We start from the raw sequence: 14,086 nt of genomic DNA on the forward strand, positions 1-14,086 counted from the left end.
CTTCGCCATGTTGCATATCACCATGATCGGCTGCGGCGCCATCGGCGTCGGCGTGCTCGAGCTGCTGGAGAAAGACCCGCAGTTGTGCGTCGACTACGTCATCGCCTCGGCCGGTTCCGAAGAGCTGGTACGGCAAAGGCTGGCCAGTTTCAAACAACCGCCGCAAGTGCTCACGGCCCTGCCGGCCGACGCACGCCCCGACCTGCTGGTCGAGTGTGCCGGTCACAAGGCCATCGAAGAACATGTGTTGCCGGCCCTGGAGCGTGGCATCGCCTGCCTGATCGTCTCGGTCGGCGCGCTGTCCGAAGTCGGCCTGGTGGAGCGCCTGGAGGCAGCGGCCGAACGCGGTCAGACCCGCATCGAATTGCTGCCCGGCGCCATCGGCGGCATCGACGCCTTGTCGGCGGCCAAGGTCGGCGGCCTGGACTCGGTCAACTACACCGGACGCAAACCGGCCCGTGCCTGGAAAAACACCCCGGCGGAACAGGCGTTCGACCTGGACAGCCTCAGCGAAGCCACGGTGATTTTCCAGGGCAGTGCCCGCGAAGCGGCCCGCCAGTACCCGAAAAACGCCAACGTCGCCGCGACCTTGTCGCTGGCCGGGCTCGGCCTGGATCGCACCCATGTGACCCTGATCGCCGACCCGCTCTGCGAAGAGAACGTGCATCACTTCGAAGCCCGCGGCGCCTTTGGCGGGTTCGAACTGAGCCTGCGTGGCAAACCGCTGCTGGCCAACCCGAAAACCTCGGCGTTGACCGTCTACAGCGTCGTCCGCGCCCTGGGCAACCACGCCCACGCGATTTCGATTTAGGGAACTGCGATGACTCTCGAACAGACGTTACCCATTTGCATTGCCGGCCAATGGCGACTCGGCCGGGGTGAGCGCTACGCCACCTGCTACCCCGCCACCGGTGAAGCCGTTGCCTGGCTCAACGCCGCCAGTGTCGAAGACGTGGAAGAAGCCGTGCAAGGCGCCCACCAGGCGTTTTTGCACAGCGGCTGGGCGCAGCGCAAACCCCATGAACGCGCCAGCGTGCTGTACCGCATCGCCGAACTGATCCGTGAGCGCAGCGAAGAACTGGCGCAGTTGCAGCGCCAAGACAATGGCAAACCGATCAACGAGACCCGTGCCCTGGTGGCCAGTGCCGCCGGTACTTTTCAGTTCTTCGCTTCGGCCTGTGAAACGCTCGAAGAAACCATCACGCCATCTCGCGGTGATTTCGTCAGCATGAGCGTCTTTGAACCGATGGGCGTGATCGCTGCGATTACGCCATGGAACTCGCCGATCGCCAGCGAAGCGCAGAAAGTCGCTCCGGCGCTGGCGGCTGGCAACGCCGTAGTGATCAAGCCGGCGGAAATCACTCCGCTGATGGCCTTGCAACTGGCACGCATCTGCGAAGACGCCGGGCTGCCCAAGGGCTTGCTCAGCGTATTGCCGGGCAAGGGTTCGCTGCTCGGCGATGCGCTGACCCGTCACCCGCTGGTCAAGCGCGTGTCGTTCACCGGCGGCACCAAAACCGGCAAACACATTGCCCACATCGCCGCCGACAAGATGATGCCGGTGTCCCTGGAACTGGGCGGCAAATCGCCGACCATCGTTCTGGAAGACGCCGACCTCGACCACGCGGTGGCCGGCGTGTTGTACGGCATCTTCAGTTCGTCGGGCGAAGCCTGCATCGCCGGGTCGCGGTTGTTCGTCGCCCGTGCGCTGTACGAGCCGTTCATGACGCGCCTGGTGGCAGCGGCGGCCGCATTGCGCGTCGGTGATCCGGCGGATGAGCGCACGCAAATGGGCCCATTGATCAGCGCCGCCCACCGCGAGTCGGTGGAACGTTATGTGGCACTCGGACTGGCCGAAGGCGGACGCCTGCTGCTCGGTGGCCAGCGTCCCAGCGGCGGTGTTCTTGATCAGGGTTACTACTATCCGCCGACCATCCTCGAAGGTCTGAACAACAGCCAGCAGGTGTGCCAGGAAGAAATCTTCGGCCCGGTGCTGGTGGCCATGCCATTCGACGACGAAGCGCAATTGCTGGAGCAGGCCAACGACAGCCTGTACGCCCTCGCCGCCGGCATCTGGACGCGTGACTACAAGCGCGCCTGGGCACTGGGTCGAAAAATCCAGGCTGGCACGGTGTGGATCAACACCTACAAGCAATTCTCCATTTCCACCCCCTTCGGTGGCTGGCGCGACAGCGGCCTGGGTCGTGAAAAAGGTCGCCTGGGCATCCTGCAGTACATGGAACAGAAAAGCCTTTATTGGGGCATGAATGAACAGCCACTGGCCTGGGCCGGTGTGCAACCAGAGGTAGGGTTATGAGCGTTTTAGGCATTGATGAAGTCACCTATGGCGTCGAGGACCTGGCGACCAGCGCTCGGTTCTTCAGTGACTGGGGCCTGAGCAAAGTCAGCGAGCAGGTAGACGAGGTGATCTTCGAAACCCTCAACGGTTGCCGCGTCGTGCTCGCCGACATCAACAAGGTGGGCCTGCCACCGGCGATCGAACCCGGTTCAACGGTGCGCGAAGTGGTCTGGGGCGTCGAAAGCGATGCCGACCTCAAGCTTTACAGTGAACGCATCGCCAACGACCCGGGCTTCATCGAGGCGAACGGCCGTGTTGGCTGCACCGACCCCAATGGCCTGGCGATCCGCCTGCAAGTGACCCGCAAGCGCGAACTCGACATCGAGTGCAGCGGCCACAACACCTGGCAAACCAAGGGCCGGATCAACAAGGCTGCGCCGATCTACGATCGCGCCACACCGATCGAGGTCGGGCATGTGGTGTTTTTCGTCAAGGACGTCAACGCCTGCGAAGCCTTCTATCACGAGCGCTTCGGCTTCCAGGCCTCGGACCGTTATCCGGATCGCGGTGCGTTCCTGCGCACCGCTGAAGAAGGCGGGCACCACGACCTGTTCATGCTGCAACTGCCCGCCCCGCGCGCCGGCCTGAACCACGTCGCGTTCACCGTGCGCGATGTGCACGAAGTGTTCGGCGGCGGCATGCACATCTCCCGCTGCGGCTGGGCCACGGAAATCGGCCCGGGGCGTCACCCGGTGTCCTCGGCGTTCTTCTGGTACTTCAAGAACCCGGCCGGTGCATTGGTCGAGTACTACGCCGACGAAGACCAACTGACCGGCGAATGGCAGCCACGCACCTTTGAGCCGGGCCCGACCGTCTTCGCCGAATGGGCGATTGCCGGCGGCATCGATGGCAACACCCGACGCCAGCAAAATGTCGACGCGCCCCAGGGCAAGTTCCTGACTGACAAACCGAAATCTTCAGACGGAGGTCAATGAGATGCGTAATACCGAACCCTACCTGGAGCCGCATCAGGCCCGTAAACGCCCCAATACCCAGTTCGAGGACCTGCTCGGCGACTCCATCGAGCGCGCCTTCGGCAACGGTGTGACCGAGTTGCCCGAGCTGCTCGCGCACCTCAACCTGGCCGGGCCGCCCTGCCCGCTGACCAGCGGTGAGTGGACAACGGACGCCTATAAAACCCTGATGGCTCGGCTGGGCGAATGACCCGCCGGAGGTAAACAAGAAATGAACATGAACACAACCGTCGATCCTGTAGAACACCTCCTGGCAAACGGCTTGAAGAACCTCTGGTTCCCGGTCCTGCCTTCTGACCAACTGGGCGAGAAGCCGGTGTCGATCCGTCGACTGGGCTACAAGATTGCCCTGTGGCGCGACAATGACGGCAGCGTGCACGCCCTCGAAGACCACTGCCCGCATCGCGGCGCGCCGTTGTCCCAGGGACCGGTGCTGGGCGACCGCCTGCAGTGCCCTTATCACGGCGTCGAAGTGCGTTGCGACGGCACGGTCACCAAGGTGCCCGGCAGCCCCGGTTGCAAACTCGAAGGCAGCCGCCCGACGCGCATGTTCCACACCCGTGAAGCCGCCGGCGCGATCTTTCTCTTCAACGCCGCCGAACCGCACGTGGACACCCCGCCGGAACTGGTGCTGCCCGAGCAACTGAGCTCCCCCGAATGGAGCAGCTTCCTGTGCTACGCCGAGTGGCAAGGCGACTACCGCTATGTCATCGACAACGTCATGGACCCGATGCACGGCACTTACCTGCACAAGATGTCGCACTCCATGAGCGAAGGCGAAGCCACCGCCAAATTCGTCACCCGCGACACCGACAAGGGCTTCTTCTTCGAGAAGGAAGGCCAGCGCGGAGTGAACTTCGACTGGACCGAATTCATGGACGACAGCTGCCACTGGCTGCGCCTGGAAATCCCTTATCCGAAAACCGGTGGCCCGGGCGGCAACTTCACCATCATCGGCAGCTACACGCCAAGCAGCACCTCCTTGTCGGCGGTGTTCCACTGGCGGTGCCGGCCACTGACCGGCTGGCAGCGCGACACTTGGCGCTTCCTCTACAAGAACCGTCTGGAAGCACGCCACTGGGCGGTGCTGGAACAGGATCGGGTGCTGCTCGAATTCATGGAACCGGACGCCAACCAGCGGGAAAACCTCTACCAGCATGACCTCGGTGTGGTGCGCCTGCGTCGCTACCTGAAGAACGCAGCCAAGGCTCAGCTTGAGCTGATCGACGCGAAGCAGTTGCCATGAAGCCGATCGTGCATTGTGTTCTGGCCGGCGCGCGTGTCGATTTGCGAACTGTCGAAAAGAGGTGACCGATGTCCCATTCCTCCCCCATTACCGCGCTCGTGCACACCTTGCGCTACGAAGCCGAAGGCATCATCAGCGTCGAGTTGCGGCCCTATGGCGATACCGTGTTCGCCCCGTTCGAAGCCGGCTCGCATATCGATCTGCATCTGCCCAACGGCCTGGTGCGCAGCTACTCGTTGCTCAACTCACCGAGCGACCGTGGCCGCTATGTGGTCGGCATCCTGCGTGATCGCAACAGCCGTGGCGGCTCGGAATATGTGCACGGGCAACTGCGGGTCGGCATGCAACTGCCGATCTCGTCGCCGCGCAACAATTTCCAGCTCGACCTGAGCGCCAGGCACAGCGTGCTGGTGGCCGGCGGTATCGGCATCACGCCGATCTACTGCATGTTCCGCCAACTGCTGGCCCTGGGAAAATCCGCCGAGCTGATCTACTGCGCCCGTTCGCGCCAGGAAGCCGCACTGGTGGAAGAGCTCAGCGGCCTGAGCGCCAAGGTGGTCTACCACTTCAATGACGAAAAAGGCATGCCGCCGGACCTCGGCACCTACCTGGCTGGCCAGCCCGACGACACGCATTTTTATTGCTGCGGGCCGACGCCGATGCTCGATGCCTTCGAAAGCACCTGCGAAGGCCTCGGCTATCCACATGCGCACATCGAGCGTTTTGCCGCGGCAGAACTGCCGCCGTCCGAAGACGCGCAGAGCAGCTACAGCGTCGAGCTGAAGAAATCCGGCAAGACGCTGTCCATCGAGCCGGGGCTGAGCCTGCTCGATGTGCTGCTCGAGGCCGGTTGTGACATCGAGCACAGTTGCCGCGAGGGGGTGTGCGGTTCATGTGAAACACGGGTCCTGGAAGGTGAAGTCGACCACCGGGACGGCGTGCTGACCAAAGCCGAACGTGCCGCGAATAAATCGATGATGGTCTGCGTATCGGGATGCAAGAGCCGGCGACTGGTACTCGACTTGTAGCAAGTTTGCGTTATTTCATCCGTTGAACAGGCCGGCTTTTTAGCCGGCCTTTTTAATGCGCGTAAAGTAATCGCCGCACAACGAACGTGCAGTTTGGTTACCCCCTGAACGCGCTGTTTCGCAGGCAATACATAAAAATGCGTTTCCCATATAAACAATTGTTTTAACTCGATTTTTTAGTTAACAACATGGGATTGCAGGACTGGCATGGTTTCTGCTCTATCCCTGTCAGGTTCATAGGTCAGACACCGTATTACCGACGAAACAGCCAAACAAAAACACACTGCATAACAGCAACACATCAAGCCTTCCGTTCATTGCCACTTCCAGGGCGAGCGGGAAAGTGTTGCCGGTCACTTTGCAGTGCTCAACAGCGCAGGGGAAGTCAGCATGAAGAAGTACGTTATAGGCCTGGGACTGATCATCAGCAGCAGCGCCAGTTTCGCCGGCGAACCCGGCCCTGCCGCCCCCGAGACGTCGACCACCGCCAAGAAGCCGTTTCCGCATATCGCCTGGCGCAGCGATGACGGCCAGAGCAGCCTGGACATCGGCGGTGCCTTGCGCACCAACTACCGCGACGAGCACTGGGACACCACCGAAAACAACGGGCGGTTCCTGTTCGACACCTTCCGTGTCGATGTGCAAGCGACTTACAAAAACCTCTACAGCGATGTCGGCTACTGGTTCCAGGACGACGGCAAACGATCCATCGATCGCGGCTTCGTTGGTTATCGCCTGAACAGTAATTCCAACCTGCAAGTGGGCGCGCCGTTCAAGCCCTTCGGGCTGGAACCCTACCCGCAATTCGGCTGGAGCTATCACCTGCCCTTCTTCATGGGTTACGGCGTCAGCGCCGGCACCGGCTTGAAGTACAGCTACAAGGACAAGGACTGGGACCTGCAACTGGGCTACTTCCCGCGCATGTTGCCGTCCGACATTCGCTACTCGCCGGAAGTCGGGCGATACGCCGACCTCAAGGACAATGCCATCCCCTTCACCCAGTCGCGCCAGGACAACGAGAAACACAACCAGCTCAACGCCCGCGTCGCGCGGACCTTTGTCAACGATGGCTGGAAGACCGAAATCGGCGCGTCGTTGGCCACCGCACAGCTCTACAACGCTACCACCAAAGATGACGGCGACTATTGGGCCGGCGGCATCCACGCCATCATCAACGCCGGCCAGTGGACCGTCAGCACCCAGGGCATTCGCTACGAGTACGACCCGAAAAATCCGGCCGGCGTCAGCGACAATTCGATACTGATGGGCAGCAACGGCCTGACGCCCGCCTACCTGATTGCCGCCAAGGCCACCATCGCATCGCTGAACGTCGCCTACGACATTCCCACGCCGAAACTCGGACCGCTGAAGAAAATCAAACTCTACAACGACTACAGCCGCATGATGAAAGACGAGAGCGGCTGGGACGACTCGCAGATGTACACCGTGGGCGCACAGTTCCTGGCGATGCCGATCATGGGGTGGGTTGATTTCACCTGGGCTAAAAACGCCAACCCCTATGGCGGCGCGGAAAACGGCACGGGGTTCACCAATACCAGTTCGATCGGCAGTAACCAGTGGTACTACCGGACCAACATCAACATTGGGTACTACTTTTGATTTGGTAGGAGCTGTCGAGTGCAACGAGGTTGCGATCTTTAAAGGCAAGAGCAAAAGATCGCAGCCTGCGGCAGCTCCTGCAGGCGCAGGAGTGAACTGGCCTCGTTTCCTCCCTTTTTTCCCCAATCTGCGAATTACCAACTAAGGTTTATAGCGGTAATCGCCATGCCATCGCCCATTGGCTGGCAGGCATCGGCAAGCGGTTGAACAGGGAGGTTTTGATGAAAAGCGCTCGCAACCATTTCCATGTCGGGTTTGCCCCCCATTTCAAACGTAGCGCCTTGCTGGTCGCCATGGCCAATGCCCTGATGCTGGCGGACGCCCAGGCCGCCTGTGGGCCGCTTGCCGTCGGCACCTACAATGTATCGCAAACCTGTACGCCTGCCGCCGGCGTCGACGCCTCGATCAGTACTCAAGCGGGTACGGCCATCACCACCACTGCCGGATCCTCGGTGCTCAGTCGAGGCAACAACGCCAACTCAACCGTCACCCTCAGCGGCACCACGATCAACAGCACGCCACCGACGGCTGCAAACGCGGTGTTCTCTAACGTAATCGGATCTACCGGCAATGCGTCCCTGAGCGTCGATGGCGGTACCAACACGGTCAACGTGGGTGGCAGCGCACTCGACGCAATGGCCATCACCAATGCCAGCAGCGGGCTGTCGACGTTCTCCGTCACTTCGGGCACCACGCTGAACATCCTCAACAGCGTGGTTGGCAATGAACATGACGGGATCGATGTGAATGCCAGTGGCGGCGGTGGGATCAACGTTACCCACGACGGCAGTGGTCAGATAACACTGCTCGGCGGCAACGGCATCTGGACCAAGGCCACCGGCAGCGGAGCAACCAGCGTCAGTGTGGGTGCCGGGGTCAGCATCCTGGTCAACAACGACGATGCGCTGTCCGCCGGCGATCCCATCACCGATGACACCTTGCCTACCGCTGGCGTCGGCAACCACGCCGGCGTCCACACCCGCGCGGTCAATGGCAACACCACCCTGGTGAACGCGGCGACTGTCCAGGCCGTCGGCATGAACGCCTTCGGCCTGTTCACCGAAGGCGGCGCCGGCAATACCCGGTTGAGCAACAGCGGGACACTCAGCGCCAATGGCGTCAATGGTTTCGGCATTCGCTCCTTTTCCACCGTTGGCAGCATCGACATCGTCAACACCGGTGCGATCACCACCACCGGGGGCGGCGGACATGGTATCTATGCCAACGATAACGTTGGCGCCACCGGCTCAATCAGTATTGAAAACAACGCCGCTATCAACGTCGGCAACACGGCCAATACAGCCGGCTCGCGGGCGATCTACGTGATCAAGCGCGGCACCGGTGACGCGACCATCACCGGCAGCGGCAATCTCACCGTACTCGGCGGGCTCAACACCACGCGCGCCTACGGCATCATCGTCAGCGCCGAAAACAACAATGTCCTTATCGATTATTCCGGCAACATCTTCGCCAGTGGTTTTGGCGCGGGCGGCATCCGGGTCGACTCGACGGGCGGCAATGTCCGGGTCGACTACTCCGGCGACCGTATCGAAACGATCAACAGCAATGCCAACGGGATCTATGCCTCGACCCAATCACCCACAGGCACCGTGGACGTCAACGCTGGCGGCACGATCATCACGCATTCCGATGCCGGGTCGGGCGACGGCAGTGGCATTGGCTCCTTTGGCATACAGGCCCTGACCCTGGGCGGAAATACGAATGTTGCGTTCACCGGGCCGCTGATTGACGTCAATGGCCAGGGCGCGGCGATTCTGGCGGGCAATGCGTTCAACTCGGGCACTGGCGTGGGTACCCTGAATGTGAGTAACAGTGGGGAACTGATCGCTCGGGGCAATCAGCAGCGTGGCATCCGTACGTTGTCCGTCAGTGGCCAGCAGACTATCGTCAACACCGGGCCGATTCAGACGCTGGGTGCCAGCGACAGCCAGGGCATTCTGGCGCAAGCATCCGGCGCGGCCACGCTCTCGGTCACCAACACCGGGGCAATAACCACGAAGGGCACAGGGTCGTCGGCGATCGATGCGTTGACCGAAGGCGGAGCGGTCAGCGTCAGCAACAGCGCAACCCTTCAAGGTGGATGGGCAGACAGCGGCGGCGTGACCCTGGGCGGTGCCACCCAGACGTTGACGAACACCGGCGTGATCGGCGCGCTCAGCGATTCAGCGGTGCGTGCCGATGCAACCACGCCCGGGACGAACTTCATACTCGACAACACCGGTCAGATGACCGGTTCGGTCAATGCCGTCAGTGCCGCCAGTACCGTGACCAACAACGGCACCTGGATCTTGCGCAATTTCGCCGACAGCACCGGCAGCGGCACCCGTGATACCTGGGGCGTTTCGACCAGCAACCTGGGGTCGGCGGGCAACAACAGTATCGACAACAGCGGCGTCATTCGCCTGGCGGCGCAACCCGCTACAGGCATCGTCAATTTCAATGCCAGCGGTGCCTATCTGCCCTTGGGCCAGGCGGCCAATACGCCGACGCCGGGTGGCGCGGTACAGGGCCAATTGCTCGGCGTGAACAGCTTCACCCATAGCGGCACGCTCGACCTTGCGGCCGGCACCAGCACCGTGGGTAATGTGCTGCTGATCAGTGGCGCGACCACCGCCGGTACCGATGGCGGCGGGACGTTCGTCTCCAATGGCGGCAGTCTGCTGCTCAACACCACCTTGAACGCAGGCGGCAGCAACAGCCGTTCCGACATGCTGGTGGTGGACTCCACCAGCACCGGTAGTGGCGGTGCCACCCGGGTTACCGTGAGCAATGTCGGCGGACAGGGCGAGTTGACCCAGGGCAACGGCATCGCTGTCGTCGAATTGCTCAACAAGACCGATGGGGCAAGTGACCCCAACGCCTTTCGCCTGGCCAGCCGGGCCGTCGCGGGGCCCTATGAGTATCGCCTGCAACAGGGTGCCGAGGATGGCAGCGCCAGGGACACCTGGTTCCTGCGCTCGGATGCGCCCACGCCTCCTGCCCCCCCTGTTCCGCCAGACCCGACCCCCGATCCGACGCCGGACCCTGATCCAACGCCTGATCCCGCTCCGGTTCCCGATCACGTGCCGAATTTTCGTCCGGAGGTTTCGCTGTACGGCGCGGTTCCGGCGCTGGCGCTGGTCTACGGCAGGACGATGGTCGATACCTTGCACGAGCGGGTCGGCGAAGAGCGTCTCAACGCCGGCGATCCATTGCCCAAGGAAGATGAGTCCACTGTGGCCCCGTCCATGGGCTGGGGAAGGGTGATCTATCGCAGTGGCAAACAGGACGGCGATCGCAAGAACGCCCTGGGCAACACCCCCGAGTACAACTACGACCTGACCGCCTTTCAGGTCGGCACCGACCTCTACCGTAAAGTCAGGACCGATGGCAGTCATGAACAGGCCGGTGTGTCGCTGTCGGCGGGCACCATCGACGCAGGCGTCAGCCACTACACCCGCCGTCCCGCCGGTGAAGACACTTTGCGTGCCTATGGCGTGGGCGCGTACTGGACGCACTTCGGCCCGTCCGGCTGGTATCTGGACGGCGTGCTGCAGGTCAACCGCTTCGACATCGAGGCCAAGCCCAACGACCTGGCCAAGTTGAAAACCCGCGGTTGGGGCTACACCGCCTCGCTGGAAAACGGCTACCCCTACGAGTTCGACAAAGACTGGTACGTCGAACCGCAGTTGCAGGCCATCTACAGCTACGTCGATCTGGACAGCAGCGACGACGTCGGCGCCAACATTCGTTTCAAGGACGTGGATTCGCTGATCGGCCGGCTCGGCGTGCGCATCGCCAAGGACTGGGACACCGAGGGCGTCGACAAGAGCGAACGGCGCACCAACGCATGGGTTCGCCCCAGTGTCTGGCATGAGTTCAAGGGCCAACCGAAGACCGAGTTTTCCTCTGAATCAGGTTACGTCCCGTTCGAAGCCGACATCCAGGGCACCTGGGGCGAGGTGAATCTGGGGGTGGATTACCAGGCCAACCGGCGCACCACGATCACGGCCTCGGCAGGTTATCGCCAGGGGTTCGATGGGGACAGCCATGGATATGACGCGATGCTCGGATTCAAGATCAACTTTTGAAATCTTGCGCACTGAACGCCGTTGCGCCCTATGTGAAACGGCGCTCTCAGCTGTCGAATCGACTCAACGAGGTGTAGGGATCGAACGGTATGTAGCGTGACTGGCGGTCACGCATGACTTTGACCATGGCAACGTCCGGGTCCTGGGAAAAGATCAGGCGACCCCGTGTAGCCACCAGATGATCGAGCAAGCGCTCCTTGTCGCCGACCACGCATTCCGGGTAGCGATCATAAGCGCTGTTGACGTTCAGGCTCAGCCAGTGCGTTCCCGGGATCAGTTCGCCGACAAACACCACAGGCCCGCCCGGCAGCAGGATTTCCGGCAACAGTTGCCCCGGTGTGTAGCCGTCGCTGAAATGAAAATGCCAGCCGTGACCGAGGCGGTCGCAGCTATGGCCATCGATCAGGATCAGCCGCCCGCTGTTTTCCAGGCGATGCAAAAGCGGCGAGATGAACAACTCCCGATCACGTGGGTGGGGTTGGCGTGCACGCACCCAGTGACGTTCGCCCACCAGGTAATGCGCCTTGCGAAACAGCAGCCGTGGCATCTCCCCTTCCCTGACCCGCTCAAGCAGCTCTTCGGACAGGGGTGCATGCAGGTGGGTCAGCACCACCGCATCGATATCGTCCTCGCCCAGGCCATGCTGCGCCAGGCTTTCCAGCAACCCTGAAACGGATGGCTGGCAGCGGCAGGCACGCGGTATCGGCGCCAGCAATGCATCGGCACCAGCCAGCACGAGGATGTTTTTCCCCTCCTGCTGCACCAGCAATGCACGTGACGCAAGGTCGACCCGGTTGTCCAGGTCTGGCGTCATCCATTGCGACCATTTCTGCCGCGGTGTATGGCCGAACAGAACGCCGCCGTCCAGTTTGCGACAGGTGCCTGCCAGAGTGGAAATGCTACGACTCACGACGCTCAACCCCTTGCTCCTGACAGCCCCGCACACTGCGCACGAGGCCTCTAATCAGGGTTGCAGGTTACGCCATGGCCACCCGACACCGACCCACCCGCGTGGGGTGGGCCGGCTCATCCACGCTTGCGGGCGACAATGCTGACTTCTGCCCACCCCTACCCATTACAGGTGGTTTCGCCGGGCGCCCTGGTTGTCCATCATCAAGCCTGACTCTCGTTTCACAAGCTTCGTAGGAGCAGAAATGCCTTGATGGAGTGGGCGGTCACCCTCCTCTATCGAAAATTTTCTGTTCCTACTTTTTTCACCCACCCCGCACAAACTGGTTACGCCCCAACGCCTTGGCGTTGTACAGCGCCTGGTCTGCCACCTTGACCAAGGCTTGCAGAGGGTCCAGCTGGGACCCCGTGGTTGCAGCAATGCCGATGCTCACCGTCAGCCGTCCGAACGGGCTGGAGTGGTGCGGTATATTCTCCTGTTGCAAACGATCGAGGATACGCTGCGCCACCACCGCGGCACCGTCACCGTCGGTGTCTGGCAATATGATGCCGATTTCCTCTCCGCCATAACGTGCCACCAGGTCTGACGGCCGCCGCACGCACGCCTCGAAAATCCGACCCACCGTCTGCAGGCAGGCGTCGCCAGCCACATGCCCGAGCGAGTCGTTGAAGCGCTTGAAGTAGTCGATATCAATCATCAGCAAAGCCAGCGACGTTCCCTCACGCTGTGCTCGCCGGGCTTCCATGGCAAGGCTCTCATCGAAGCAGCGCCGATTGGCCAAACCGGTAAGGGCATCTTTCATGGCAAGCAGCTCGAGTTGCCGATTCGATGAGAGCAACTGCTGCTGGGCCCCACGCAACCGATCTTCGGCCTGGGTACGCCGACGGATATCCAGGATCAGGAACCAACCGATGAGACCGGTCAGTCCCAGCAGCCCCGTCACCACCACCGCGGACAGCAACGCCTCGGTTCGCCACGCGGCGAGGGCTTCGTGCTTGCCGAGTGCCACGGTCGTGACCAGCGGCAGCAGCTCACTCTTGCGGAAGGCGTAAAGCCGCTCCACGCCGTCCAGGCTGGAGGCAAACGACGCGGTGCCGACTGATCGATCGACGAGGTACTTGGCGAAGATGGGCGACCTGGAAAAATTGCGCCCCATGTCCTGCTCGCGAAAAGGATAACGAACCAGCAACGTACCGTCGGTATAGGACAAGCCGATAGCGCCCTCCTGCCCGACGTCGATCTTGCCAAACAGGCGCAGGAAGTTTTCAACCCCCAAGGTGACCGCCACGACGCCGGCAAACTCGCCGCCAGGACCATTGAAACGACGGCTGACGGTGATCACCCATTCGTGATTGGAACGGCTCTGGATGGGCGGGCCGATAAAGATCTCGCGGGAGGGGTCGTCGCGGTGATGAATGAAATAGTCACGATCAGTGCTGTTCGCCCCGACTGGAATCGGCCGGTTGGAAGACATCAACCAGCGGCCCTGATTATCGTAGATCGTGATGCCACTGAGCTGTGGCATCAGCGGCACCTGCCGGTCGACCAACGCACTGAGCCGCTCAATCTGCGCAGGGCCGCTGCCTTCGGTTTCCAGGCGTTCGACAAGCCCGAGCAACAGCAGCGAGCTTTGCCGGACAATGCCTTCGGAGTAAGTCGCGAGCGCCTGGGTGAGGTTCAAGCCATGGACATCCACGTCCTGCAACGCCTGTTCTCGAGAGGCCACTACCTTCCAGACAGTCAGTGACGCCAGGGAACAACCGATAACCAGCAGCAACAGCACAACAAGATGGGTATCACGCTTCACATTACTACCTTATGGAAAGTCCGCTTTTCCGTTCCAGCGACTATCGGGCCA

General features: G+C 61.8%; 10 protein-coding genes. 8 read left to right on the plus strand and 2 right to left on the minus strand.

Features of this window, described 5'->3' with window-relative positions:
• The first annotated feature begins 7 nt into the window (after window positions 1-7).
• From NQL71_RS21380 to NQL71_RS21415, 8 genes are all read left to right on the plus strand, one after another.
• Complete coding sequence (locus NQL71_RS21380) at window positions 8-811, plus strand: aspartate dehydrogenase (RefSeq protein WP_046815213.1); 804 nt, start codon at window positions 8-10, stop codon at window positions 809-811.
• 9 nt (window positions 812-820) lie between these two features.
• Window positions 821-2,317 carry an aldehyde dehydrogenase gene (locus NQL71_RS21385; protein WP_046815212.1) on the plus strand — a complete coding sequence of 499 codons (1,497 nt, stop codon included), beginning with the start codon at window positions 821-823 and terminating at the stop codon, window positions 2,315-2,317.
• The gene (locus tag NQL71_RS21390) at window positions 2,314-3,294 is read left to right on the plus strand and encodes a VOC family protein (RefSeq protein WP_274643237.1); all 981 of its coding nucleotides are present in this window, start codon (window positions 2,314-2,316) and stop codon (window positions 3,292-3,294) included. The genes NQL71_RS21385 and NQL71_RS21390 overlap by 4 nt, the downstream gene beginning before the upstream one ends.
• Before the next feature lies 1 nt (window position 3,295).
• Window positions 3,296-3,523 (plus strand): recombinase-like helix-turn-helix domain-containing protein, encoded by a 228-nt coding sequence (locus NQL71_RS21395; protein ID WP_077182671.1) that lies wholly within the window; start codon window positions 3,296-3,298, stop codon window positions 3,521-3,523.
• A 21-nt stretch (window positions 3,524-3,544) separates the two neighbouring features.
• Complete coding sequence (locus NQL71_RS21400) at window positions 3,545-4,579, plus strand: Rieske 2Fe-2S domain-containing protein (RefSeq protein WP_166618863.1); 1,035 nt, start codon at window positions 3,545-3,547, stop codon at window positions 4,577-4,579.
• A 68-nt stretch (window positions 4,580-4,647) separates the two neighbouring features.
• Window positions 4,648-5,607 carry a PDR/VanB family oxidoreductase gene (locus tag NQL71_RS21405; protein WP_077182669.1) on the plus strand — a complete coding sequence of 320 codons (960 nt, stop codon included), beginning with the start codon at window positions 4,648-4,650 and terminating at the stop codon, window positions 5,605-5,607.
• 390 nt (window positions 5,608-5,997) lie between these two features.
• Window positions 5,998-7,227: a putative porin gene (locus tag NQL71_RS21410; protein ID WP_274643238.1), complete on the plus strand. Its 1,230-nt coding sequence runs from the start codon at window positions 5,998-6,000 to the stop codon at window positions 7,225-7,227.
• Window positions 7,228-7,448: 221 nt separating this feature from the next.
• The gene (locus tag NQL71_RS21415) at window positions 7,449-11,318 is read left to right on the plus strand and encodes an autotransporter outer membrane beta-barrel domain-containing protein (protein ID WP_274643239.1); all 3,870 of its coding nucleotides are present in this window, start codon (window positions 7,449-7,451) and stop codon (window positions 11,316-11,318) included.
• Between the two features lie 46 nt (window positions 11,319-11,364).
• Here NQL71_RS21415 and NQL71_RS21420 read toward each other — a convergent pair whose 3' ends face one another.
• On the minus strand, window positions 11,365-12,228 hold the full coding sequence (locus NQL71_RS21420; protein WP_274643240.1) for an MBL fold metallo-hydrolase: 864 nt from the start codon (window positions 12,226-12,228) through the stop codon (window positions 11,365-11,367).
• A 304-nt stretch (window positions 12,229-12,532) separates the two neighbouring features.
• The gene (locus tag NQL71_RS21425; RefSeq protein ID WP_274643241.1) at window positions 12,533-14,035 is read right to left on the minus strand and encodes a sensor domain-containing diguanylate cyclase; all 1,503 of its coding nucleotides are present in this window, start codon (window positions 14,033-14,035) and stop codon (window positions 12,533-12,535) included.
• Window positions 14,036-14,086: the final 51 nt, after the last annotated feature.

It is taken from the genome of Pseudomonas serbica (genome assembly GCF_028823535.1).
Taxonomy (GTDB): Bacteria; Pseudomonadota; Gammaproteobacteria; order Pseudomonadales; family Pseudomonadaceae; genus Aquipseudomonas; species Aquipseudomonas serbica.

Bases quoted from the DNA above. Each gene is read 5' to 3' on its own strand.
- NQL71_RS21400 (WP_166618863.1), top strand. From the start codon at position 3,545: ATGAACATGAACACAACCGTCGATCCTGTAGAACACCTCCTGGCAAAC.
- NQL71_RS21385 (WP_046815212.1), top strand. From the start codon at position 821: ATGACTCTCGAACAGACGTTACCCATTTGCATTGCCGGCCAATGGCGA.
- NQL71_RS21380 (WP_046815213.1), top strand. From the start codon at position 8: ATGTTGCATATCACCATGATCGGCTGCGGCGCCATCGGCGTCGGCGTG.
- NQL71_RS21405 (WP_077182669.1), top strand. From the start codon at position 4,648: ATGTCCCATTCCTCCCCCATTACCGCGCTCGTGCACACCTTGCGCTAC.
- NQL71_RS21395 (WP_077182671.1), top strand. From the start codon at position 3,296: ATGCGTAATACCGAACCCTACCTGGAGCCGCATCAGGCCCGTAAACGC.
- NQL71_RS21410 (WP_274643238.1), top strand. From the start codon at position 5,998: ATGAAGAAGTACGTTATAGGCCTGGGACTGATCATCAGCAGCAGCGCC.
- NQL71_RS21415 (WP_274643239.1), top strand. From the start codon at position 7,449: ATGAAAAGCGCTCGCAACCATTTCCATGTCGGGTTTGCCCCCCATTTC.
- NQL71_RS21390 (WP_274643237.1), top strand. From the start codon at position 2,314: ATGAGCGTTTTAGGCATTGATGAAGTCACCTATGGCGTCGAGGACCTG.